Below are 20,809 nucleotides of genomic sequence, written 5' to 3' on the forward strand. Positions count from 1 at the left end.
AGGGTTACCGCGCGAGCGGTTTAGTCCTCCGGCCACTTTCGGTCATACACCCCCAATCTGCGAACGACCGAAGACACCCAGGCTTCTGCCGCACGCCTTGCTACTCCGGTTTTGTTGTTTTGCGATCACGCAACCCAGGCAAGCGAGAAAATTACTACACTAATCCGCACCCGCAGACTCTTCGGACGAGGTGCTTGCCATGCCAGCTACTGATACACGGCGCTCAATTTGCCTTTATTTCATCTGGCTTTGCATTCTCGCCTGGCTCGGCGGCTGCGCGGCGCTGCCCGGTCAGGAACCGCTGCGGGTCACCGTGGCAGGCATCGATCCGATGGCAGGCGAAGGGTTGGAGATGCGCTTCAACGTCAAGTTGCGCATCCAGAATCCCAATGACTCGCCAATCGAGTTCAGCGGGGTGTCGCTGCAACTGGATCTGAATGGTCAATCCTTTGCCAGCGGCGTCAGCGACCAGAGCGGGGTCGTGCCCCGGTTCGGCGAAACGGTGATCGATGTGCCGTTGACGGTGCCTGCATTCGCCGCCGTGCGCCAGGCTTTCGCCTTCGTCGGTGGCGCGAAGGAGGGCAACATCCCATACGAGGTCCACGGACGGTTGGCGGGCGGAATGGGCGGCGGCACCCGTTTCACAGACCAGGGCAAGCTCTCGCTGCCTGAAGGCATGATGAGCCCGTGACCTCAGGCGGGTTCCTGCACCAGCGACTCGCCTTCGACTTCCTCGTCCAGCGCATGCACTTCGCGGGGTTCCGTCGCAATAGTGTCTGTGCGTGCGCTGGTACGTGGCCTATTCACTGAGCCTGCGCGATTAGGACGCGTCGCGATGTAGGGGTAATCGTCCTTTCCGGGCAAATTGATACGATTGAAGGGAAAATTTTCCGCTATATCAATGACTTGCGAAAGCCGCAGTGCCATTTTTCCTATGCCGTAAGTCGTTGGTGGCATTGGAGATTCCGCATCTCAGCGTATCAATCTGCCCGGACCGCACATCCGCGAGCCCATCGCCAGCGCATGGTTACCTTAGTGCCCCCAAGGCGTGACACGATAAACCTGGTCGATCGCGCCGAACACAGTGGATCCATCCGGCATTCTGACTTCGATCCGAACCCGATCGTCAGGCTTTAACCACGACGTTCTTTCCTCACCGAACTCCAAGATGTCCAGTGCACGGCGCTCGAGAATGCAGCATTGGCCAAAAGTGTCCCGGTCATAGGTGGCGACGGTGCCTCCGCCAATAATTGTGCCCGCGGCGAGTCTTCGATGGCGCGAGGCCTCCGAAACCAGCGTCGCGAAATCAAACATCATGTGCTCAGCCCCGTCTGGGGAACCAAACACCTCGCCATTCCACTTGACTTCCACTGGAAGTGAAACTTTGAAGTTGATCCAATGCTCACCAAGTTCATCCGGCGTAACCAAGAACGGCGCGAGTGTTTTTTTAGGCTTACAGTGATAAAAGCCGAAACCTCTCGCGTGCTCCACCCTTTGAGTAAGGCGAAGACTAATGTCGTTCATAAGCCCAATCAACAGAATTCCATTTGCGCCTTCGGCCTTCGTTGCCATTTGCTTGACGTCGTCAGTCACGACCACCAGTTCGGCCTCGAAGTCCGTACCTAGTTCGTCAGTGCCGAGAATGAAGTCTTCCGTTGGGCCCAGGATTGAGTCGGAAACGCTCTGATAGAAGCTGGGCTTTTCAGCCATTTCTTCAGGAAAACTCTGTTTTCGCATGCTAAAGCCGAGCTCCAAATGCGGCCTGTATCCGCCGCCGTCGAGCAACTGATATGCTCGCGGTAACGGTGCGCGCCATCGCAACTCGCTGATGGGCACTGTTGTGCTCAGCTTTCCTTCCTGCAAGCGTCGATACTCTGCATGCAGAGGCTCCGAATACTTCGACCAAGAATCGAGGGCTTCTTGCATCGTGCCAACGATGTGCGAAACAACTATTGCTTGGCCTGAATTCGTGTCTGCCAAAGCGAGAGCACCATCCCGCGTCCAATTGTCAACAGTTCCAAGTTTCACGCTTGTATCTCCTTAAAGGTAGCTTGTTGGCCGGGCTGTCCCGCGATCTCGATCAATCAAGTTGAATATGGTTGTCCTTGATCAATCGAGCCCAGACGTCAGATTCTTTGTTGATTTTTGCAATCATTTCTTGCGAGTTAATTGAGACAGGAGAATAACCGAGATCTATTGCGCGATTCTTAATGATCGGCATTTGGTTAATTCTATTGATCTCTTGCTGATATCTTTGAATAATGCTATTTTCCGTGTTTCCAGGCACCCAAAATGCGTTCCAACCGGCCAGATCATAATTTGGCAACGTCTCGGATATTGCCGGCACATCCGGAAGAGCGGCAAGCCGCTTCAATCCGGTCACCGCAATCGCTCTGACCTTCCCTGCCTTAATTTGAGGAATGGCGGTGGCCGCAGGCTCCATCAACAATTGGATGTGTCCTGCCGCCAGATCGTTAATGGCGGCTTGCTTATAAGGCACATGATTAAGTTGAATTTTCGTGGCCTGCTCAATCAACATTGTGCCCAGATGCATCATGCTCCCGTTTCCACTGCTGCCGTAGTTGAGCGCTCCCGGCTTACTTTTCGCGAGTTTGATGACATCATCCAAATTGCGGACAGGCAAATCATTATTCGCGACGAGAACATATGACCCCGCCAAAACTATTGAGATAGGCTTTAAATCGCGCCTTACGTTAAATGGCAATTTTGGATAAAGATACGGGTTGATCGTGACAAGTTGATTGTAGCCAAAAAGAATCGTGCTACCGTCTGGATCGGCTTTCGCGACATTTTCCGTTCCGATTATTCCAGAGGCACCAGGCTTGTTGTCGACAACGACAGGCCGCCCTAGCGCTTTCTGCAGCTCACTTGCATAGATTCTCGCGAAAATATCCGGCGCAGATCCGGCGGAAGCAGGAACCACAACTCGAACAGTTTTTGACGGCAGCCAGGCTGATGACTGGGCCAGCGTGGCGGACGAAAATAACGCAAATGTGAACAAAAAAAATCCACGAAAATTCATTTTAAAATCCTCAAAAAACCGTGTTCTTGAAAAATCAAAACTTATGTCGCATACCGATACCAGCCGTAATTCCGCTGCCGAAATTGCTTAGCTTGTCATAGAGCACGTTTCCGTAAAGATCAGTACGCTTTGACAGCGGATAACTGTACCCAACCGCAGCATCGCGTCGGCGAACGTCTGCTTGGGTGGAAGAGCGAACGTTGGTTTGCGTTACGCCAAGCGCAATTTTTCCGACCAAAAATGGAATATTCGCGCCAACCATGAACGTATCCGTTCTAAACGTAATGCCGCTCGCGCGTGTCGCGTCATATTGCAATATTGGCTTGATCCAGCCAAAGTCATATGCTGCGCCTGCTACCAAGACGCTCTGCGCCCAACTTCCCGTCGGCAGTCCTGGGCCTACGCGAGTTCGTTGAAAAGAGATGGTTGCAGTAAGCGGACCGCGGTCCAAATACAACATGGCGACGGCATTGTTCGAGGCGTTGGTGCCGCTAACCTCGCCAAGGCTATAGACGAAGCGACCAGACACACCAGCATACTCGGGGGTGTAGTAGCCGACGGCATTGCTCCAGGCGGTGTCGCTAGCGATGTATCGCCCGAACGATGGAACCCAAAGGGGGTTCATTACCGGGGAGAACACCGTCGAACCTCCAAATGGATCAAACTGGGCGGTCGCCAAGTAGGTAGGGTTGGATAGCCGGCCGATGCGCACCTCTCCGCCCCTTCCCTCAATGCCAACGTAGGCGTTCCGGGACAGAAGACTGTCTGCGGCAGATCTCCCGGATGCTCCTGTATCGATCTGGTAGAAGCCTTCCAAGCGGAAGTTTGCCTTCAGACCATTCCCAAGATCCTCACTTCCTGCGAGTCCCCAAAATGACAACGACATTCCACCGCTGCCGATGCCAACTACACTGCCGCTGGCCCCACTTGGCTTAACCGTGCCAAAGTAGCCGTCCGCAATGCCATAGACTTGGCTGGCCGCGTTGACAGGGGTCGCTGCAGCCAGAAGAATCGCCAAGGCGAGTGCTTCCCGGCCGCTACGGCGGCCATATTTATTAATCATGTCTCATCCAGTTTTTTGAGTTTTAACTACGAATTTCTTGCCGCATGTTTTTGTATTTTTAATGAATTCAATCGCGGATAAACGACCCTATTTTTCAATAAGAAATACGTTCTGCGGTTGACTTTCGAAATCCCCAATCAGGAACCTGTCCTGCGGTTTTTCCGAGGCAGTTTTATGGATACTCTCCATAATGTGAATGTAAGTTGGAACGAGATTCGCCTCGAGCATATTGCGGCAAATGCTGATAAGCTTTTGCAAATCGAATCGAATGATGCGGGATGGCACGACAGCGGCAACAATATCCTTTTCTCCAGGTGCTTTTGACGCGGCGTCTATGCCGTAGACATAAACGTCGTCCACAAGTCCTGAATCGGCAATTACTCGCTCGATGAACGCGGTATTGACAAAATCACCATTCTTTCTAATCCCACCACCTTTTCGGTGCGAAAAGAATAGCCATCCGTCAGGATCTTTGCGAACAATATCTCCCATGTGCAGCCATCCATCCGCACATTTGCGCTTTGACGCTTCTGGCGCGCCAATATATTCGACTACGATAGGCGTGCCATCTGCCCGCCCAATGAGCAGTTCGCCCAAGGCTCCCGGCACTACCGGCTCTCCAGCCTCGTCCACGATCCTTGCAATAAAGTCATTTCCGAGGCGCCCACAACTCCCTACAGGGCCAACTCCCGGAGGATTCACTGCGAGGCCACCTTCCGCCGCGCCATAGAACTCAAGAACTTGTACGCCAAAGCGCGACTCGAATCTGCGCCAGATCGACTCGGGCATACCTGCGGAGACCACCAGGCGAACTGGATTCGCCGCATCGTCACTGCGAGCAGGCTCTGCATATACCGCTGTAGTCATCCCGCCGAGCAAAGTAAAAGAAGTGCATGTGAAGCGACGGGTAATATCCCAGAGGCGGGTCTTCGTGAACCGACGCGAGATCACGATGGATAGTCCACCTACAATCCCGGCACCGAGAGTTGCGATTTGCGCGTTGGCATGCGTAAGCGATAAGCCTGTGTAAAGGCGATCCGACTCCACGTATCCAAAATGATTAAAAGCTGCCCTTGACGTACTGATGTAGCGCCGATGGGTCATTACGATACCCTTTGGATCGCCGGTTGTTCCCGATGTAAAGAGAATTTCCATCGGATTGTCCGGATCGATCTGATGCACGATCTCGTCACCATCACGATAAAAATCGGCGAAATCTCTTATTGATTCGTTCCAGGACCCGGTGAAAATATTTTCACCGGTGGCAAGGACCGCAATAAAGGTAAGCGAGGGCGACTTGTCCAGTACTTCAAGAACCTGTGGAAGCGAATAATCGGCCGACACCAATACAGACGCGTTGACCTGGGCCAGCATGAACGCGAGTTTTTCCCCACGCGTTCGAGGATCGATTGGCACTAGCGTAACGCCAATCAGACTACACGCGAATAGCAACTCGATGAACTCGAGATGATTTGCTATTAACGTTGCACACCTGTCACCCGGTGCTAATCCGTTATGTTTGAGGCCGCGGCCGACGGCTTGAATCCGATCCCACAATGCGGCATACGTGACTTCTACGTCGACGACCGTCTCCGCCCCTTCAAATATCAATGCGACAGAATCGGGAGTTTCGAATGCCCTGCGGCGGATCACATCGAGGATGGTCACCTCTAGGTGTTTCATTGGTCTTCTCTCTGCAAAACAGATACCACGATGGTCGCTGCGTCGTCGCCAATCCAGCCCCCACCATTTTCTGCGACGGCAGTACGCGCGCCGTCGACCTGGCGAGCTTCCGCACGTCCCAATAGCTGATCGAATAGCTCAACGAGTTGAGCGCATCCAGAAGCACCGATGGGATGCCCTTTTCGAAGCAGTCCACCGGAGGGGTTAACCGGGATGCGACCGCCGAGTTCCGTCGCGCCACTTTCAATCAATTCGATCCCCGCACCGGGTCTTGCAAGGCCCAGATACTCGTAGTAGATGAGCTCCGCTGGCGCCCCAGCATCGTGCAACTCAACTACGTCAATGTCACCGGGTTCGATGGCGGCTTTTTCGTATGCGTTCCTCACCGTATACGGGACGAGCTTTTCCTCGCCGTCCTGGTAGTCCCAGCCAGTAGCGGCAACGGACGACAGTACCCGCACACGTTTTCGCAGTCCGATCTCCTTCGCTTTTTTCTCGGAGACGAGTACTAGGGCCGCCGCTCCATCACCGATAGGCGAACACATGGGTCGCGTCAATGGAGCTACTACCATTGGTGCAGCGAGCACCTCCTCCACAGTCAATACTTCCCGGAACTGGGCTTTAGGATTCAAACTGCCGTGCCTTGAATTTTTTGCCGATACCATTGCGAAGTGCCTGGCGGTGGCACCAGTCTCTTTCGAATACTTACGTGCCATCGCCGCGTAGATATCCATGAAGAGAGATCGAGTCGTACCGGCTCCGGCAAGGTCGGCTTCCGAGCCGGTTTCTTTGATATTTTTGGCGAGCGATGCCAGGACGTCGTCCATTGACTCCACGTCGACCGCACCCTGGAAGACTGAAAACGTCTTATGCTTGTCTTCGCTATACAATTTTTCGAAGCCAGCCACCAATACAACATCGTAGGCACCCAGTTCGATCATCGTAACGGCCTGCTGGAATGCAGAGGCGGACGTGGCACATGCATTCTCAATATTGACAACTGGAATGCGCCCGAGACCCATGCCTCGAAGTACAACCTGTCCAGGGACCAACACTTGCCCCGTCATCACGCCTGCGGCCGCGTTTCCCATGTAGGCCGCCTGAATCGCGTCTTTGGACAGCCCCGCGTCACTCAACGCAGCCGAAATGGCTTCGGAAGCCAATGATTTCAGACCTCTGTCAAGATGCTTTCCGAAGGCAGTCATTCCCGCCCCGGCTATATATACTCGATTCATGAATAAAGCTCTTTTCGATTCATAGTAACATTGTTACTCGGTGGTTATAAAGAGGGGGACAGAACGTCGTAAAATTACGTTTCGACAAGAGCCGGGCTGGAGCCAATGCCTCCCCATATAATCGAAAAAATCTCCTCTGTCTTTTCAATCAATGAGTATTTTCTGCGACGATACTCCCACATGACGAACGTTCTGTTCAGCATGCCCGCGAATGCATCGAGGATCGACAAGGCTGAAATATCCGAACGGACTTCGTTGCGTACTTGGCCGTCACTAATAGACTTTAGGAAGATCTGCATAACCTCATGCTGATGGTAGGTCGCATCTCTCATCCAGCGCTCGAGAGGAACGGTCAAGAAGACGATTCTGCCGACTTTGGGATGACGTTCGTAGAACTCGAAATGCCGTCTTAGAGACTCTCGCATTCCTTCTTTTATTGATTGGCATTCAGCCAACGGAGCAACGGCATGAGGATAAAGTTCTCTGAACCAATCATTTATGAACCAAAATAGCAGAGACTCTTTATCACCGAAATAGCGGTAGATGGTGTTGAAACTCATTCCCGCTTCCTTCGCGATGGACCGCATGTCAGCGCGGTGGAAATCGCCATCCGAATATATGTTCAACACCACCGGCGATAACCGTTCGCTAACATCCAGGGGGATTGGATAGGAGTCTGAATGCGCACAATTTGGCTCACGGACGCTGCCGGCAATTTGCTTTGTGAGCTTCGTGTCGCGTTGCAACTTCGTTACCTTACTCATGATGTTTGCGGGTGATTATCAGTTGTCTCTCAAGGGAATAGGTCCCAGCACCCCTGGTGCATTACGTCAATTCGGGACGAAGCCGATCACCCGTGCAGGAGCAGCGCTGCATCGTGCGAGCTTTAGCGGGAACAAGCCCACATGAAAGCCGCGCGCCGGCAAGGAGGCGAGATTGACCAGTTTCTGAATGATAAACGCTTCTTTAACGGTGATGGCCTTGTGGGCATCCCACAGGAGTCGCTTGTTTCCAGTCCGCTTAAAATCGGCGCTCATGACTGGAAAAGGGCGGTCCCATCCAACGGCATCGGTCCCTAGAGCGCGAACACCACGCTCGGTAAGATGCAGGGTGCTTTCCCAAGTCATGCCAGGGTAGTTGAAGTACTCCGGATCAGAGATGCTAAACCGTTCCTGGCCCGTGCGGATGAGTACTGCATGACCATGTACATCATCAACGCCGGCCTCTTGTTGCGCCTTGTCCAGCATCTCGCTGGTGATTGCTTGCCCTGGAACCACATACTCACGAACGTCAAACACTACACCCGGCAGGAAAAGCTCGTTCAGATCGATTTCGTCAATTGTTCTGGAGGTTCGCCCTTCGCAAAGCGACCCGCTGTGAAGAGGTGCATCAACGTGAGTGCCGCAATGTGATGACAATTCCAGCAACACTTCTGACCCCCATCCCTCCCCATCCGGCAAGTCGGCATGCGTACATCCAAGTGCCGCACAGAAAATATCCTTCCCGGCAGCGTTAGGCGCGTGATATTCGATTCTGGGGGCGAAGACATTCGCAATTGGCGTACCACGCATTGGCTCGGGCAAGCGATCCCGATCCGCCGGATCGATAGTACCCGTCAGGTCAACAAGCTGCATCTGATATTCTCCGAAATTGCTCAGCTATGCGCCAAGCTATGGATACAGTAACATTGTTACTCACGCCAATGGTACGGAGCGGACGGGCAGAGGTCAACCCTCGATTCCTTGGGCGTTTTCCCTAGTGACATCGTTTGGGAACACATTGTGTCCCGCACGCCACTTGGCTTCGAGGACTAGGACACTGGCGAAAACGGCCCGTTACGGTGCAGGAGTAGTCATCGTCGACCGCCGCCACATACGGCCGCGACGGGTCGGCCAGAGACAGTGAGCAGCCGCCGAGGAGCAGTCCAGCGAATTCGCGCTTCTCGTCAGCGCAGTCCAGCTGATATGACTCCCAAGACGGCCGGGCAGCGACGGAATTCGCCGTCAAGTCATTGATTTTTCGGAAAACGCAGTCTGACGAATTCCGATTGCTGACACGTCGTCCCGGCAAAAGTACCGAGCACGTCCCGAAGTATCGCTGTGCCAGCCTGGCGTTGGTGCCGGATCGCATGGCACGCCGGAGGCCACGCTAAGCGCCCTCAAGCCACGCTTCCTCCGACATCCACTGGCTCTGCTGATCGAGCAAACGCTTCAATCGCCATAGCCCAGCACGCCGCATCGCTGCACCCCGCGGTTTCCTCCCTCGAGGATTGTTCGACGCCTGCCCACACGCGCCGCTCCCTCTCACAGTCCTGCAGACGAGGGCAGACATCAAACAATCCTTAACAGGAAGAGCCGTCCAGCGCTCACCCCTCAGTTGACCGGAGGTGGACCTTGACGGGTACATCCCCTGGAGCCGACTGCTGGGCGACGGCTGGCATCGGATCTCGGGCAGAGAGGTTGAATCGGTCGTCATGGCCAGGAAGCCGCAGGCATCGATGCGCTGCATCAAGTCAGAGTGCTTCACGGCAGCAAGCCATCTGCCAGTCATTGACTATCACGAGCCAAGGTCGCTCGCCGTCCTGCAAACGCCGGCAGGCGCCAGCCGAAATAGAGCGACGCCAGCCGTACGATAACGCATGCGAGCGTAGCGAACCACGGCATCCACCAGGCCGTCCAGCCCGCGTAGGATAAGCCGACCTGCACCGCCGCACCAAGCAGCGCGGCGGACGCGTAGATCTCGCGCTCGAGTATGGCTGGCACGCGCGAGAGAAGCACGTCGCGCATCACGCCGCCGCCGACCGCGCTCACGATGCCCAGCAGGATCGCGAGCTCCGCGCTATGGCCATAAGCGAGCGACTTTTGCGCGCCCGATACGGCGAACAGGCCGAGCCCGATCGCATCGAAGAGCAGCACAGGCTGGCGCAGGCGGCGGACCTGCGGATACGCGAGGATCGTGAACACGCACGCAGACAGAGTGGTGGCCAGATAGTGCCAGTTCGAGAGGCCGGCGGGCGGGATAGCACCGATGCAGACATCGCGCACGATGCCGCCGCCGCATGCCACCATGAACGCGATCGAAGCGATGCCGAACAGATCAAGCCGCCTCTGTCGCGCGGCAACGGCGCCGCTGATGGCGAATGCGAAGGTGCCGACCAGGTCGAGGAAGGTGTAGACCGCGTGGGAATTCACGATGATCTGCCTTAATGGACGAGCCAGGCCCCGGCTGCGCACAGCATGGCTTCGAGGCCTGTACGCAGTGTCGGGTCGAGCGTCGGCGCGAACTGGGGCGAGTGGTTGCTTGGGAGCGTGTTGAGTTTCTTCGCTGCTTTCGCCTTCGCATAGATTTCGGCGTCCGTGCCGCCAACGAACCAGAAGGCATACGGCACGTTCCATTCGCGGCCGAACACGCTGAAGTCCTCGCTCGCGGCGGCCGGTTGTGTCTCGTAGGCCCGCTCACCGAACCACGCGTCGAACGCCACTTGCAGTCGTTGCGTGGTGGCGCTGTCGTTGACTGTCAGGGGGTAGCTACTGAGCGTCGTGAACTCCGGCTCGCGCGGCGCATTCGACGCCATGCACTCGGCGCAGCAGATGCGACGGATCGCGCCCAGCATGTATTCGCGCACGTCCTCGTCGAAGGTGCGCATATTGAGCTTGAGGGTCGCGTCGTCGGGAATGATGTTCTCTTTCGTGCCGGCCTGCAGCGCACCGACCGTCAGCACGGCGCTCTCCCGCGGCGAGATCTCACGTGAAACAATCGTCTGCAGGCGCAACGTGGTCGACGCGGCCATGATGACAGGGTCAATCGACGTCTGCGGTTGCGAGCCGTGTGACCCGCGCCCGAACAGCCGGACCTTCAGGCTGTCACCTGCCGAGAGGATCGTGCCGGACCGGTAGCCTACCGTGCCCGCGGGGCCGACCATCACGTGCTGACCGAGGATGACGTCGGGCTTCGGGAAGCGGGACATCATGCCGTCGTCGACCATGCTGCGCGCGCCGCGGCCCACCTCCTCACCGGGCTGGAACACCGCAAGCAGCGTACCGTGCCACGCATCACGATGCGCGGCCATGAGGCACGCCACGCCCATCAGCCACGTGACGTGCAGGTCGTGCCCGCAAGAATGCGCCACGCCGACCTCGATGCCGTCCTCATCGGTCATCTTGACCGTGCTGGCATAGGGCAGTCCGGTAGCTTCCACCATCGGCAGCGCATCCATGTCGGCGCGCAGCATCACCGTGGGGCCCTCGCCATTGCGCAGCACGGCAACGACGCCGGTGACGCCGACGTTGCGCGTCACCTCGTAGCCGAGTTTGGCGACATAGTCCGCCACGATCGATGCCGTGCGGACCTCCTGCATGGACAACTCCGGATGCTGATGCAGATCCTTGTAGATCGCATCCAGCTCCGGCAGAAGCGCGTCGATTGCGCTTCCCATCGCTTCGATCCAATTCGACATGGAAGACTCCTCGTCGTTACCGCGTAGGCTGCAATCGGCGCTGCATGGCGACGCAATCAATCGGGCGCGGCAGGTGACTCGCCGCTCAACAGGCTGTTCGACAGCTTATCCAGCAGTCGCTCCAGATTTTTACGCTCGCCAGCCGTCAGCGCCTTGGCCGGTTCGACCTCCAGTGCCAATCCCAACACCCCCGACGCCCGCGCAACCTCGAAACCATCCGCCGTCGCGCGCAGCATGACACTGCGCCGATCCGACGGATGCGTGTTCCGACTGATCAACCCCCGTGTATCCAGCTCGGCAAGAACTTTGGAGAGCAGCGTCTTCTCGACCAGCGTACGCCGCGACACCTCCTTGGGTGTCGTGTCCGGCTCAGCGCACACGAGGCGCAGCACGCGCAGCGCGCGCACATCGAGATTCCAGCGCTCGCGGTAGGCCACATTCGCGCGATCAATCAGCAGTGCGCTGGTCAGGTTGAGCTTGAAAGCCAGGAAGTCCGAGTACACCACCGCTCCACGGTTGGGGGCGTGCCTTGCGCGCATATCCAGGCATCGAAGCCGCGGGCCGGCGACCCTCCGCGGCCACCAAACCGGTCCGATTGAGCGTCGGCCGCTCGACAAGGAGCGATCGTTGATGGCGGCATTCGCTGCTGGGTAGCTGCCCAGTTGATCTCTCTCAATCTTGCGCCCTTCGGCAGCAGCGCTCATGCGTTATGTAATGCGTCGATCTGGCCCGCCTTTACTGCTGCCTTCAGCGCCGACCAGTCGGCCTCGTTCTGCTCGGCATATGCGAGCGAGAATTGCCCGATCGCTTCGTCGAACGCACCGGATTTGCCGAGGTACCCGCAAATCACCGCAGGGTCACCAGCCTTTGCCATCGCGTGCGCAAGTGCATGGCCGCAAGACACCGCGTATTCGCTGAGATCTTCGGGCTCAAAGGTGCTGAAATCGAATGCTCCCTTCATGTCGCGCAACTGGCGCACGTAAAAATCGATCCCTGTGACGCGCGACTTCGACCACCCGAGGAAAATGTCGCTGGCCGATTGCAGCAGGCGCTGCCCTGTCACCACGCGCTCGCCATGGTTGGCAAATTCGCTCGCTGGCAGATATTTTTCCAGCACCGAAGGCTGCGCCTCCTTGACCTGCAGGAACAGCGGGCTTTTCCCGTCTGCCATGAACAGCGCGACATAACAGCGGGTGCCTACCGACCCCACGCCAACGACCCGTACCGCGGCATCCACCAATTCGTAGCGGTCGAACAGCGCGCGCCGATCCGCGAGCAGCGTGTCTCGATACTCGGCGAGAAAGTGGCGCATCTCCTTCTCGAGCTGCCGGGCTTCTTTAGGATTGGCTGCGGAAGTGTGGTAAACCAGCGGCGGCTCATCCTTGATGCGCAATCTGCCATTTACAAGCTCGGTCGTGTGGCTTGCCACTGTACGAGACGACTGGCTTCTCGCCTTGCTGATGACGGCCTGCTCCTTCTTGCGATTCTGCGGCGTGTCGGCAATCGCCAGCATATTCTCTGCTGAAAACTGGAAATACCATACGTCAAGGGTGTCCATTGCACTGAAATCGGCGATGCGTTGCCGGAACGTGGAGCACAACCGGCGCACGACATCGCGCTGCACGCGCGCGCCGAAGCCCCGTTCGCGCGCGGCAACCACGAACGACGTGGCAAGCCGCCGGATATCCCAGTCGAACGGTCCGGGCAGTGTTTCGTCGAAATCGTTCGGACCGAACAGGACGCGCCGCTCCGGGCTGGCAAACAGACCAAAGTTGGCCAGATGCGCGTCGCCGCCAAGCTGAACTATGACGTCCGTGCGGGGCAACGTGGACAGATCGTGCGCCATGACGGCGGCCGCGCCGCGATAGAACGCGAACGGACTCGCCACCATGCGGCCGTAGCGGATCGGTACGAGGTTCGGCAATCGTCCGGCATCGCCTGCCTTGAGCAGGGCAATCGGGTCGCGCTCCATGCGTGCGCAGACCGCGAGTTCGGCACGCGGAACCCGCTGCCGGGCCGCTTTGCCGGCGTCAATCCGTGCCGCACGCGAACCTCGGCCGCGAAACTCGCTGGAGAGGTCGCCAACACCTTCCCGCCTCGGAATGGGGTGCTCACCAGACGCCATGCCTGGTTTGGTGTCACTGGTGTTAGGCACGGCGACTCCTTCACTCGGACAAGTCCGCTTCAACCGCCTTGCGTCAGGCTGCCGCCGGCCGCGGGGGGGGCGGTGCGGCATCGCGCAACGCGTCGACTGCGGCATCGACCGTCGCAAAGATCTCCTGACGCCCCGCCTCTCCTGCGAATTTGCGATAGCGCTCAAGTTCTGCCCGTACCCCATCAGGTACCGCTACCGACGCGATGCCAATACCGCGCCGGGAGAGTTCTTCGCCCAACTGGAGCAGCATCTTGCCGGCTGTATAGTCGATGTTGCTGACTTCGGACGCGTCGACCACAAGCCAGCGCACCGGCGGATTCGCATTCTCCACCAGCTTCAGTACTTCTTCCATGAAGCGGCCGGCGTTTGCATAGAAAATGTCGGCCTCGAACCGGTAGACCACAATCCCCGGTGCCGCAAACAGTTGGGGCGCCACTGGATGTGCCTGCCACCTCCCGGCCGCGTCTCGCGTCAGCACACGCGTGCGTAGCCGGTAGCTGTGGCGCGCATGGTCGATGAACGAGAGAAACACCGCGACGATGATGCCGTGCTTGACATCGACGAACACGACCACGGCGGCGGTGATCAAAGCAAGGAAGAACTCATCCTTTTGAAGACGGTACAGTTCTTTCATGCCTTTCAGATCGACCAGCTTCACGCCGATCAGAAAAACAATCGCCGAGAGCACGGCAGAAGGCATGAAGCTGAGCGGCCTGGTCAGAAAGAGCAGCACCAGCAGCACGATCGCCGCGGTGGTCAGGTGTGCGACCTGGCTCCGCCCGCCGGCGGAGTCCACCATCTCCGTCTTGGTCGGGCTGCCATTCACCACGAACGTACCGGTCACCGCCGCGGCCGCGTTTGCGCCCGCGAGGCCGACAATATCGAGATTGGCGTCCACGCGCTCGTTGTAGCGGTTGGCGTACGCGCGTGCGGTCGCGACGCTCTGCGCAAGGATGACAATAAAGCATGACGCGGAGGTCGCCAGCACCTGATCGATATGTGCCAGGTGCAACGCCGGTACGGACAACGATGGCAAGCCGCTCGGCACGTTGCCGATGACGGCGATGCCGTGCTGCGTGAAATTGAAGGCAGCACTGGCTGCGATGGCCCCGACCACGGCGATGAGCGCGCCGGGAATGCGCGGTGCCAGGCGCTCGAACCCGATAATCACGGCGAGCACTGCCACGGAAAGTACCAGCGTCGCATAGTGCGTGTCCGCCAGGCGCTGAACCACCGATGCGATCTGGCCCACTGGCCCGTGCCCCTCCTTCGGCAGGCCGATCAACCCCGCCAGCTCGCCTATCGCGACTTGCAGACCGACGCCCGTCAGAAAGCCGATGAGCGCACTACGCGACAGAAAGTCGGCAAGAAAACCGAGGCGAAAGATGCGCGCTAGCACCAGCATGGCCGCTACTGTAAGTGCCACTGTGCTGGTCAGGCCCACATACTCTGGACTGCCAAACGCGGCAACCGTCACCAGCGTGCCGGCGAGAATGGCCGCGGTCGCAGAATCGGCAGCGGCGACCAAGTGGCGCGAGCCACCGAGCAACGCAAATGCGATGAGCGGCAGCAGGATCGTATAGAGGCCTGTAACGGCGGGGGTGCCAGCAATCTTCGTGTAGCCCATCACCTCCGGGATGCCAAGCGCAGCGAGGGTAACGCCGGCGACAACGTCGTGCGGGAACTGGGCTCGGTTAAAGGGTAGAAGCCCACGCAGGAAAGGCAGCCGGGAAGAACCTGTCTCTTTCGGATCGGTAGGTTTCATGTCGATGCCTCGCGATGGATGCCGAGCTGTCCTACCAGCGCGTTCGCAACCAGCTCGTTCGCGATCACGACATCGGATGCGCCGGCGCTTTCCAGCAATACCTTTCGCATCCTGTTTTCCCCGGGCACTGCAATCCTGAGCTTCGGATTGATCGTGTGCGCCAGCAATGTGATCGCCAGATTGCTATCTGCGTCGGCCGGCGTCACCACCAGCGCCCTGGCGTGTTCGAGGCGCGCGCGTTTGAGCACATCGTCGAACACGCCGGGTTCGCCGAGCACGACCAGGTACCCTTGTTCGGCAGCCTTGTCGGCAAGGCTTGCATCGGCGACCAGCACCAGCACCGTTTCGCCGGCGGCGCGCAAGTGAGCGGCAACCAGTTCGCCGACTGGTCTGTAGCCAGCGACAACGACATGGTGAGTGAGATTTTCGAGCTTGCGTTCCATGACTCTGTTCTCCCGGTAGCTCATCACGTCGTCGCCCGACAATATCCCGGTGAGCCTTGCCACCGCGAAGCCGCCGACCAGCATCGTGGCAAACATGGCCAGCAGCATGAATTGCTTCTGGCGCTCGTCGAATTCGGAAAAATCGCCAAGTGTCGTGACGAGGTTGACGCCGTTCCACAAAGCATTGAAGGCTTTAGTCGTGATCGGGGTATTTGACTCGTCGAGCAGCGCCAGGCCCGTTGCGGCCGCCATCATTACGAGCACGAGCAAGCTGATCGAGTGGAGCGCACGGCGTCGCCATTCGCGTACACGTATTACGCCAAGGCGGGGTTCATCGACACGGTAGATCCACATCGTCCCTCGCGTATCGGTTGAAGAGATCGTCCGGCTACGTTCGAATCAAACTCTCGGAGGCAAACCGTCGGGAATGGCGGGAATGGCGGGAATGGCTGCACTCTCCAAAACGGCGCTCTTCCAACCGGGCCACGCCGCAGGCGGCGGGGAATTCGACCCGAATAGATTGAATGATGTCACTTTGCCCGGTGAGTACAATGGGACTTTGGTCCAATGCGGCACGCCGGAGGCCACGCTAAGCGCCCAGTTGGCCAAAGCCGGACGTGCGGGCCAGCACGATCGCCTGCGCGCGATTTTCCACTTCAAGCTTGGAGAACACACTGGTGATGTGGTTGCGCACCGTCTTCTCGCTAAGGCCAAGATGCGCCGCGATCTGCGCATTGTCGCGGCCTTGCGCGATCAGCTCCACGATGTCCCGCTCGCGCCGGGTCAGCACGGTGAAGACAAGGTCCGCGCTGGGCGGGGTGGCGGGCAGGAACGCATGCACCTCGTCGAGCCAGCGCTGCCATGCCGGCTCGGTTTCCAGCAGCAGGTGGTTATCGCTTTCCAGCGGGACAAAGCGCGCGCCGGGAATCAGGCTGGCAATCAGCCGGCCCTCGTCGAAGGGCACGCGCGCATCGCGCACGGCGTGCAGCACCAGGGTGGGGCAGGATACCTGGCTGAGTTGGGACACCACATCGATTTCGTTGAAGATGCGCATAAAGCGCGCCGCGTTGGCGGGCGAGGTCGACACGCGCTCCAGTTCGTTGAACCAGCGATGCTGCTCGGCGCTGCCGCCGGGGATGAACTGCGTCGTGAAGAACTGGCGGAAGGCGGGGTTCTCCTGGCCCCAGCCGATCTCGGCGAGCCGGTTCATCAGCTCGGCCTCTTCCCGCAGGCGAGGGTCGAGCGCCCGCTTGAGCCTGCCGCGCGCATAGCCGCCATGCAGGATCAGGTGGCTGACCCGCCCGGGATGCGCCACCGCGTAGGCGACCGCGATCGATGCGCCTTGCGAGATACCCAGCAGCGGGAAGTGATCGACGCCGGTGGCTTCGACAATGGTTTCCAGGTCCTGCAGCCAGGCGTCGAAAGACAACTCGACATCGCGGTCGGACAAGCCGCAGCCGCGTTCGTCATAGCGCACCAGCGTGTGGCAATGCGATAGTTCGTTGAGAAGGTGGCTCCACACAGGGCTCTCGACATCGAACTCCAGGTGGCTCATCCAGTTCGCCGCCTTGACCAGCGGCGGGCCCTGGCCGCTGATGGCGTAAGCGAGGCGCACGCCATCCGGGCTGGTGCAAAGGCGAATCTGTTGCTTGCGCGTGGGCATGGGCGTTCACGCGGGCGGGAGTAGCCGGCGCGACAGGCCAAAGCACGGCTGCCGCGTACGGTGCACCGCGTGCTTCACCTAGCTTAGCAAAGGAAATCCTGCGTGAAGGTACCGTGGGTACCGTGTTTGCCGGCAGGTGCCGGGCACGCCTTTTCCGCCGGTGGTGTCACGCGCGGCTTGATGCCGTGGGGCCTTTGGGGGCCACGCATGACGACCACGCATGACGACCACTCCTTGTTGTGAGCCGGCTTTGTCGCCAGCGCTTATCTCGGGCTATGGCGATGGTGCGCCGTCATGCCGCGCCCATGGGTTGCAGGGCGGACAGGCATTCCGTGCCGCTGGCGTAAGGATCGGCCTGGCCGGTGCGCGCACCGTCGCTGAATGCGTCGCGCGGACCGGTGCGCCCGCCATCGGAGTAGGGGTCGCGAGGCCCGCTGCGCATGCCGTCCTGATAGGGATCGAAGGGGCGGGACGCGCAGGCTGAAAATCCCTGGCGGCCGAGCGTTGCCAGGGGCGTGCCCCCGGCTTGTCCGGAGCGTGCCCCGTCGGTGAAGGCGTCTCGCTGGCCCATGCGCGCCCCGTCGGTAAAGGCGTCTCGCTGGCCGGTGTGCGCGGGTGCGGTGCCCGCAGCCAGGTCACGCACGCCCGCGTTGGCCTGGGCTGTGGTGAGAAGGCCGGCAGCCAACGCGGCACCGGTGAGCAGGGTCTTGGCAAGATACAAATGCATATCGGTCTCCATCAGGCGTGCCGGTCCTGGCGTTGCCATATCCGGCAAGTCCTTCCTATGGGCAATCACCTCGGTGGCACCTGGCTGCACGTGACCGCCCTGACCGTGCAACGGCGATATGCGCGAGGTGAACCGGCAGCCATCCCATCCCTGGCGCGGCGCGCTGCGCATGACAGATTCCCGTGTTCCTTTCCGCTTTCCTTTTGCCTCCTTCGCTGGTCCCGGGGCAGCCTCAGTGCAGGCAGGCCAGGAGCAGGACAAGCCGCTGCGCGTACCCCGTGCCGATGCCGGGCAATGCATCCGCGCGTGCCTTGACGTCGTGCCACAGGGCCTGCGCGGCCAGGGGCCACGGCGCCGGTTCCACCGCCGCCTGCCCGCGCAGGGAACGCGCCAGCGACAGCGCCCGGCCCAGGTCCCGAACCGGCATGTCATGGTCGCGGACCACCCGGCTCGCCGCCGCGAGCAGCGTGTCCCACGTGCCGGCCTCGCAGTACAGCGCATAGAGCACCAGGACAGTTCCGCCAATCACGAGCGATGCGGCGGCGCCATCTGCCGTCAGGCCACCTGGCAGGCGCACAGACTGCCGGGCGTGCGCCGTGCAGTGGGTGTATGGCCGGTGGGTGTCCCGAAACCGCAAGTGACCCAAGTGATCCATGACTCCGACTCCTCCTTCAACGGCATCGCACGGTGCGGCGGTGCAAGCGCAAGGCGAGCAGGTATTGTCGGCCGCGGACCGTGCGCAAACCATGAGGCGAGAGTCCCGGTCAGGGTCCAAAGGGGCCGGGAGCGATCCCGGACGCCGGGGCAGGTGTCCCGGGCGCGCGCGCGAGGCAGAGCGGAAGCGAAAAGGAAGGGAAGAAAAGCGGAAAAAAGGAAGCGGGAATGTTCTATCGTCGAACACCGCAAGGGTGGGTGCCGGCGTCGCAGCCACGAATATGCCACAAATTCTTCAAGTTGCTGAAACATTAGGCAGTCCGAACGGATTGGCGGCAGCATGCCGGTTAGCGGGAAGCGAACCCCCTGTTATCCACAGCATTTGTGGATAACACGACCCAAAAAAAGTCGGGTTTCAGCACAAGACTGATTGCGTTGTCAAGCATTTAGAGGCTTTCCTCGGTTGGCTGCCCTGGGCGCCTTTGCGTCAATGATCGGACGGCATTGCATGGCATCCATCGGGCCGTCGTTGCGGTCGCTGTCATGGCCGGTGCACCCGCTTCGTCCTTGTCCGGTCCGTTGCCTTGTCCTATAGTTCTATTAATAGAACTAATACAGCGGGTTGGAGGAGACGATGGCAATGACGGCAGGCGCCCTGTCCGGGGTCAAGGTGGTAGACATCACGGCGGTTTTCATGGGCCCCTCGGCCACCCAGATGCTGGGCGACCTGGGCGCCGATGTGATCAAGGTGGAGCCGCCCGAGGGCGATGTCACGCGCGGCATCGGGCCTTGCGGCGACGAGAAGATGGGGCCGCTCTACCTGGGCCTGAACCGCAACAAGCGCAGCATCGTGCTGGACCTGAAATCGGCGGACGGGCGTGAAGCCTTGCTGCGGTTGGTGAAGGACGCCGATGTGCTGGCCTATAACGTCCGGCCGCAGGCCATGCAGCGGCTGGGGCTGGACTATGAAACCCTGTCGGCGCTGAATCCGCGCCTGGTCTATGTTGGCATGTTCGGTTTTTCGCAACGCGGGCGCTATGCGCCGCAGGCCGCGTTCGACGACCTGATCCAGGCCGCCAGCGGTTTGCCGCAGGCGGTGGCGATGGGCAGCGGCGACATCCCGCGCTATCTCCCGATCACCATCGCCGACCGCTCGGTGGGCCTCTACGCCTTCGGCGTGATTTGCGCCGCGCTCTACGCGCAGGCTCGCACGGGCAAGGGCCAGCGCGTGGATGTACCGATGTTCGAGACCATGGTGCCCTATGTGCTGGGCGACCACCTGTACGGCGAGACCTTCGTGCCGGCCCGGGGCGGCTTCGGCTATCCGCGCCTGTTGTCGCCGGAGCGCCGGCCGTACCGGACGCGCGACGGCCATGTGTGCTGCCTGATCTACCACGACCATCACTGGCGCACCTTCCTCAAGGCGATCGGCAAGGCCGGGTTGTTCGACGCCGATCCCCGTTTCGCCAGTATCACCACGCGCACGGCGCACATCACCGAGCTCTACGCGATGGTCAGCGACGAGATGGTCAAACGGACCACGGAGGAGTGGCGCGTGCTGCTAAAGGAAGCCGATATCCCGGTGTTCCCCATGCACACGTTCGAGACGCTGCTCGACGATCCGCATCTGCGCGATATCGGCTTCTTCCGCGAGACGGACCACCCCGGCGTCGGCCGCATCCGGGAGATGGCGGTGCCGAGCGAGTGGTCGGGCACGCCGCCTGGGAGCCAGCGCCACGCGCCGGGGCTGGGGGAGCATAGCCGCGAGGTGTTGCGCGAGGCCGGCTATGACGATGCGCAGATCGACAGGATGATGGCTGCGGGTGCTACGCGCGGACCGGTGAAGGCATAGGCGGAGACATGGAGACAGAGAGCATGCGTGCAAACGTGAACGTAAAAGACGTAAAAGACGTAAAAGACGT

Annotated in this window: 19 protein-coding genes; 2 read left to right on the forward strand and 17 right to left on the reverse strand. The window is 59.5% G+C overall.

All coding sequences use genetic code 11. The features are described from left to right. Positions 1 to 199 precede the first annotated feature (199 nt). Positions 200 to 691 carry an LEA type 2 family protein gene (locus CF70_RS26675; protein ID WP_051649056.1) on the forward strand — a complete coding sequence of 164 codons (492 nt, stop codon included), beginning with the start codon at positions 200 to 202 and terminating at the stop codon, positions 689 to 691. 2 nt (positions 692 to 693) lie between these two features. On the opposite strand, the gene CF70_RS26680 is transcribed toward CF70_RS26675, so the two are convergent. The 17 genes from CF70_RS26680 to CF70_RS26755 all read right to left on the reverse strand — a co-directional run bounded on the left by CF70_RS26680 (position 694) and on the right by CF70_RS26755 (position 18,888). Continuing rightward, positions 694 to 957 (reverse strand): hypothetical protein, encoded by a 264-nt coding sequence (locus CF70_RS26680; protein WP_152561925.1) that lies wholly within the window; start codon positions 955 to 957, stop codon positions 694 to 696. A gap of 75 nt (positions 958 to 1,032) precedes the next feature. Further along, entirely contained in the window at positions 1,033 to 2,028 is a 996-nt protein-coding gene (locus tag CF70_RS26685) for a fumarylacetoacetate hydrolase family protein (RefSeq protein WP_035872067.1), read from the reverse strand. 52 nt (positions 2,029 to 2,080) lie between these two features. Further along, positions 2,081 to 3,043, reverse strand: coding sequence for a Bug family tripartite tricarboxylate transporter substrate binding protein (locus CF70_RS34260; RefSeq protein WP_081862374.1), 963 nt, complete (start codon positions 3,041 to 3,043; stop codon positions 2,081 to 2,083). A 34-nt stretch (positions 3,044 to 3,077) separates the two neighbouring features. Continuing rightward, on the reverse strand, positions 3,078 to 4,106 hold the full coding sequence (locus tag CF70_RS35335; protein WP_081862375.1) for a porin: 1,029 nt from the start codon (positions 4,104 to 4,106) through the stop codon (positions 3,078 to 3,080). 87 nt (positions 4,107 to 4,193) lie between these two features. Then, complete coding sequence (locus CF70_RS26695) at positions 4,194 to 5,789, reverse strand: AMP-binding protein (protein ID WP_035872069.1); 1,596 nt, start codon at positions 5,787 to 5,789, stop codon at positions 4,194 to 4,196. Further along, positions 5,786 to 7,024, reverse strand: coding sequence for a thiolase family protein (locus CF70_RS26700; RefSeq protein WP_035872071.1), 1,239 nt, complete (start codon positions 7,022 to 7,024; stop codon positions 5,786 to 5,788). Before CF70_RS26700 ends, CF70_RS26695 begins: the two co-directional genes overlap by 4 nt. A gap of 74 nt (positions 7,025 to 7,098) precedes the next feature. After that, positions 7,099 to 7,788 carry a TetR/AcrR family transcriptional regulator gene (locus CF70_RS26705; RefSeq protein ID WP_035872077.1) on the reverse strand — a complete coding sequence of 230 codons (690 nt, stop codon included), beginning with the start codon at positions 7,786 to 7,788 and terminating at the stop codon, positions 7,099 to 7,101. Positions 7,789 to 7,854: 66 nt separating this feature from the next. Next, entirely contained in the window at positions 7,855 to 8,658 is an 804-nt protein-coding gene (locus tag CF70_RS26710) for a cyclase family protein (RefSeq protein WP_051649060.1), read from the reverse strand. Between the two features lie 912 nt (positions 8,659 to 9,570). After that, positions 9,571 to 10,215 carry a trimeric intracellular cation channel family protein gene (locus CF70_RS26715; protein ID WP_035872080.1) on the reverse strand — a complete coding sequence of 215 codons (645 nt, stop codon included), beginning with the start codon at positions 10,213 to 10,215 and terminating at the stop codon, positions 9,571 to 9,573. A gap of 11 nt (positions 10,216 to 10,226) precedes the next feature. Further along, the gene (locus CF70_RS26720) at positions 10,227 to 11,480 is read right to left on the reverse strand and encodes a M20 family metallopeptidase (RefSeq protein ID WP_035872083.1); all 1,254 of its coding nucleotides are present in this window, start codon (positions 11,478 to 11,480) and stop codon (positions 10,227 to 10,229) included. Positions 11,481 to 11,536: 56 nt separating this feature from the next. Continuing rightward, positions 11,537 to 11,983, reverse strand: a complete 447-nt coding sequence (locus CF70_RS26725; RefSeq protein ID WP_035872086.1) for a MarR family winged helix-turn-helix transcriptional regulator — start codon at positions 11,981 to 11,983, stop codon at positions 11,537 to 11,539. Positions 11,984 to 12,180: 197 nt separating this feature from the next. Then, a complete protein-coding gene (locus CF70_RS26730; RefSeq protein ID WP_235185226.1) occupies positions 12,181 to 13,635 on the reverse strand; it encodes a DUF2252 domain-containing protein in 1,455 nt (484 codons plus the stop codon). A 43-nt stretch (positions 13,636 to 13,678) separates the two neighbouring features. Beyond that, the gene (locus CF70_RS26735) at positions 13,679 to 15,400 is read right to left on the reverse strand and encodes a SulP family inorganic anion transporter (protein ID WP_035872088.1); all 1,722 of its coding nucleotides are present in this window, start codon (positions 15,398 to 15,400) and stop codon (positions 13,679 to 13,681) included. Then, complete coding sequence (locus CF70_RS26740; protein WP_200876816.1) at positions 15,397 to 16,197, reverse strand: NAD-binding protein; 801 nt, start codon at positions 16,195 to 16,197, stop codon at positions 15,397 to 15,399. Before CF70_RS26740 ends, CF70_RS26735 begins: the two co-directional genes overlap by 4 nt. A 235-nt stretch (positions 16,198 to 16,432) precedes the next feature. Then, complete coding sequence (locus CF70_RS26745; RefSeq protein ID WP_035872091.1) at positions 16,433 to 17,506, reverse strand: alpha/beta fold hydrolase; 1,074 nt, start codon at positions 17,504 to 17,506, stop codon at positions 16,433 to 16,435. Between the two features lie 292 nt (positions 17,507 to 17,798). Next, positions 17,799 to 18,233 carry a hypothetical protein gene (locus tag CF70_RS26750; protein WP_035872233.1) on the reverse strand — a complete coding sequence of 145 codons (435 nt, stop codon included), beginning with the start codon at positions 18,231 to 18,233 and terminating at the stop codon, positions 17,799 to 17,801. Between the two features lie 232 nt (positions 18,234 to 18,465). Then, the gene (locus tag CF70_RS26755; RefSeq protein WP_152561926.1) at positions 18,466 to 18,888 is read right to left on the reverse strand and encodes a hypothetical protein; all 423 of its coding nucleotides are present in this window, start codon (positions 18,886 to 18,888) and stop codon (positions 18,466 to 18,468) included. 633 nt (positions 18,889 to 19,521) lie between these two features. On the opposite strand from CF70_RS26755, the gene CF70_RS26760 reads away from it, so the two are divergent. Further along, complete coding sequence (locus CF70_RS26760) at positions 19,522 to 20,739, forward strand: CaiB/BaiF CoA transferase family protein (protein WP_035872096.1); 1,218 nt, start codon at positions 19,522 to 19,524, stop codon at positions 20,737 to 20,739. Positions 20,740 to 20,809 lie beyond the last annotated feature (70 nt).

The organism is Cupriavidus sp. SK-3 (genome assembly GCF_000611145.1).
GTDB lineage: Bacteria > Pseudomonadota > Gammaproteobacteria > Burkholderiales > Burkholderiaceae > Cupriavidus.

Excerpts from the sequence above, each read along its gene's own strand:
- CF70_RS26675 (WP_051649056.1), top strand. The coding sequence starts at position 200 with ATGCCAGCTACTGATACACGGCGCTCAATTTGCCTTTATTTCATCTGG.
- CF70_RS26680 (WP_152561925.1), bottom strand. The coding sequence starts at position 957 with ATGCCACCAACGACTTACGGCATAGGAAAAATGGCACTGCGGCTTTCG.
- CF70_RS34260 (WP_081862374.1), bottom strand. The coding sequence starts at position 3,043 with ATGAATTTTCGTGGATTTTTTTTGTTCACATTTGCGTTATTTTCGTCC.
- CF70_RS35335 (WP_081862375.1), bottom strand. The coding sequence starts at position 4,106 with ATGATTAATAAATATGGCCGCCGTAGCGGCCGGGAAGCACTCGCCTTG.
- CF70_RS26695 (WP_035872069.1), bottom strand. The coding sequence starts at position 5,789 with ATGAAACACCTAGAGGTGACCATCCTCGATGTGATCCGCCGCAGGGCA.
- CF70_RS26700 (WP_035872071.1), bottom strand. The coding sequence starts at position 7,024 with ATGAATCGAGTATATATAGCCGGGGCGGGAATGACTGCCTTCGGAAAG.
- CF70_RS26705 (WP_035872077.1), bottom strand. The coding sequence starts at position 7,788 with ATGAGTAAGGTAACGAAGTTGCAACGCGACACGAAGCTCACAAAGCAA.
- CF70_RS26710 (WP_051649060.1), bottom strand. The coding sequence starts at position 8,658 with ATGCAGCTTGTTGACCTGACGGGTACTATCGATCCGGCGGATCGGGAT.
- CF70_RS26720 (WP_035872083.1), bottom strand. The coding sequence starts at position 11,480 with ATGTCGAATTGGATCGAAGCGATGGGAAGCGCAATCGACGCGCTTCTG.
- CF70_RS26735 (WP_035872088.1), bottom strand. The coding sequence starts at position 15,400 with ATGAAACCTACCGATCCGAAAGAGACAGGTTCTTCCCGGCTGCCTTTC.
- CF70_RS26740 (WP_200876816.1), bottom strand. The coding sequence starts at position 16,197 with ATGTGGATCTACCGTGTCGATGAACCCCGCCTTGGCGTAATACGTGTA.
- CF70_RS26745 (WP_035872091.1), bottom strand. The coding sequence starts at position 17,506 with ATGCCCACGCGCAAGCAACAGATTCGCCTTTGCACCAGCCCGGATGGC.
- CF70_RS26750 (WP_035872233.1), bottom strand. The coding sequence starts at position 18,233 with ATGCATTTGTATCTTGCCAAGACCCTGCTCACCGGTGCCGCGTTGGCT.
- CF70_RS26755 (WP_152561926.1), bottom strand. The coding sequence starts at position 18,888 with ATGGATCACTTGGGTCACTTGCGGTTTCGGGACACCCACCGGCCATAC.
- CF70_RS26760 (WP_035872096.1), top strand. The coding sequence starts at position 19,522 with ATGGCAATGACGGCAGGCGCCCTGTCCGGGGTCAAGGTGGTAGACATC.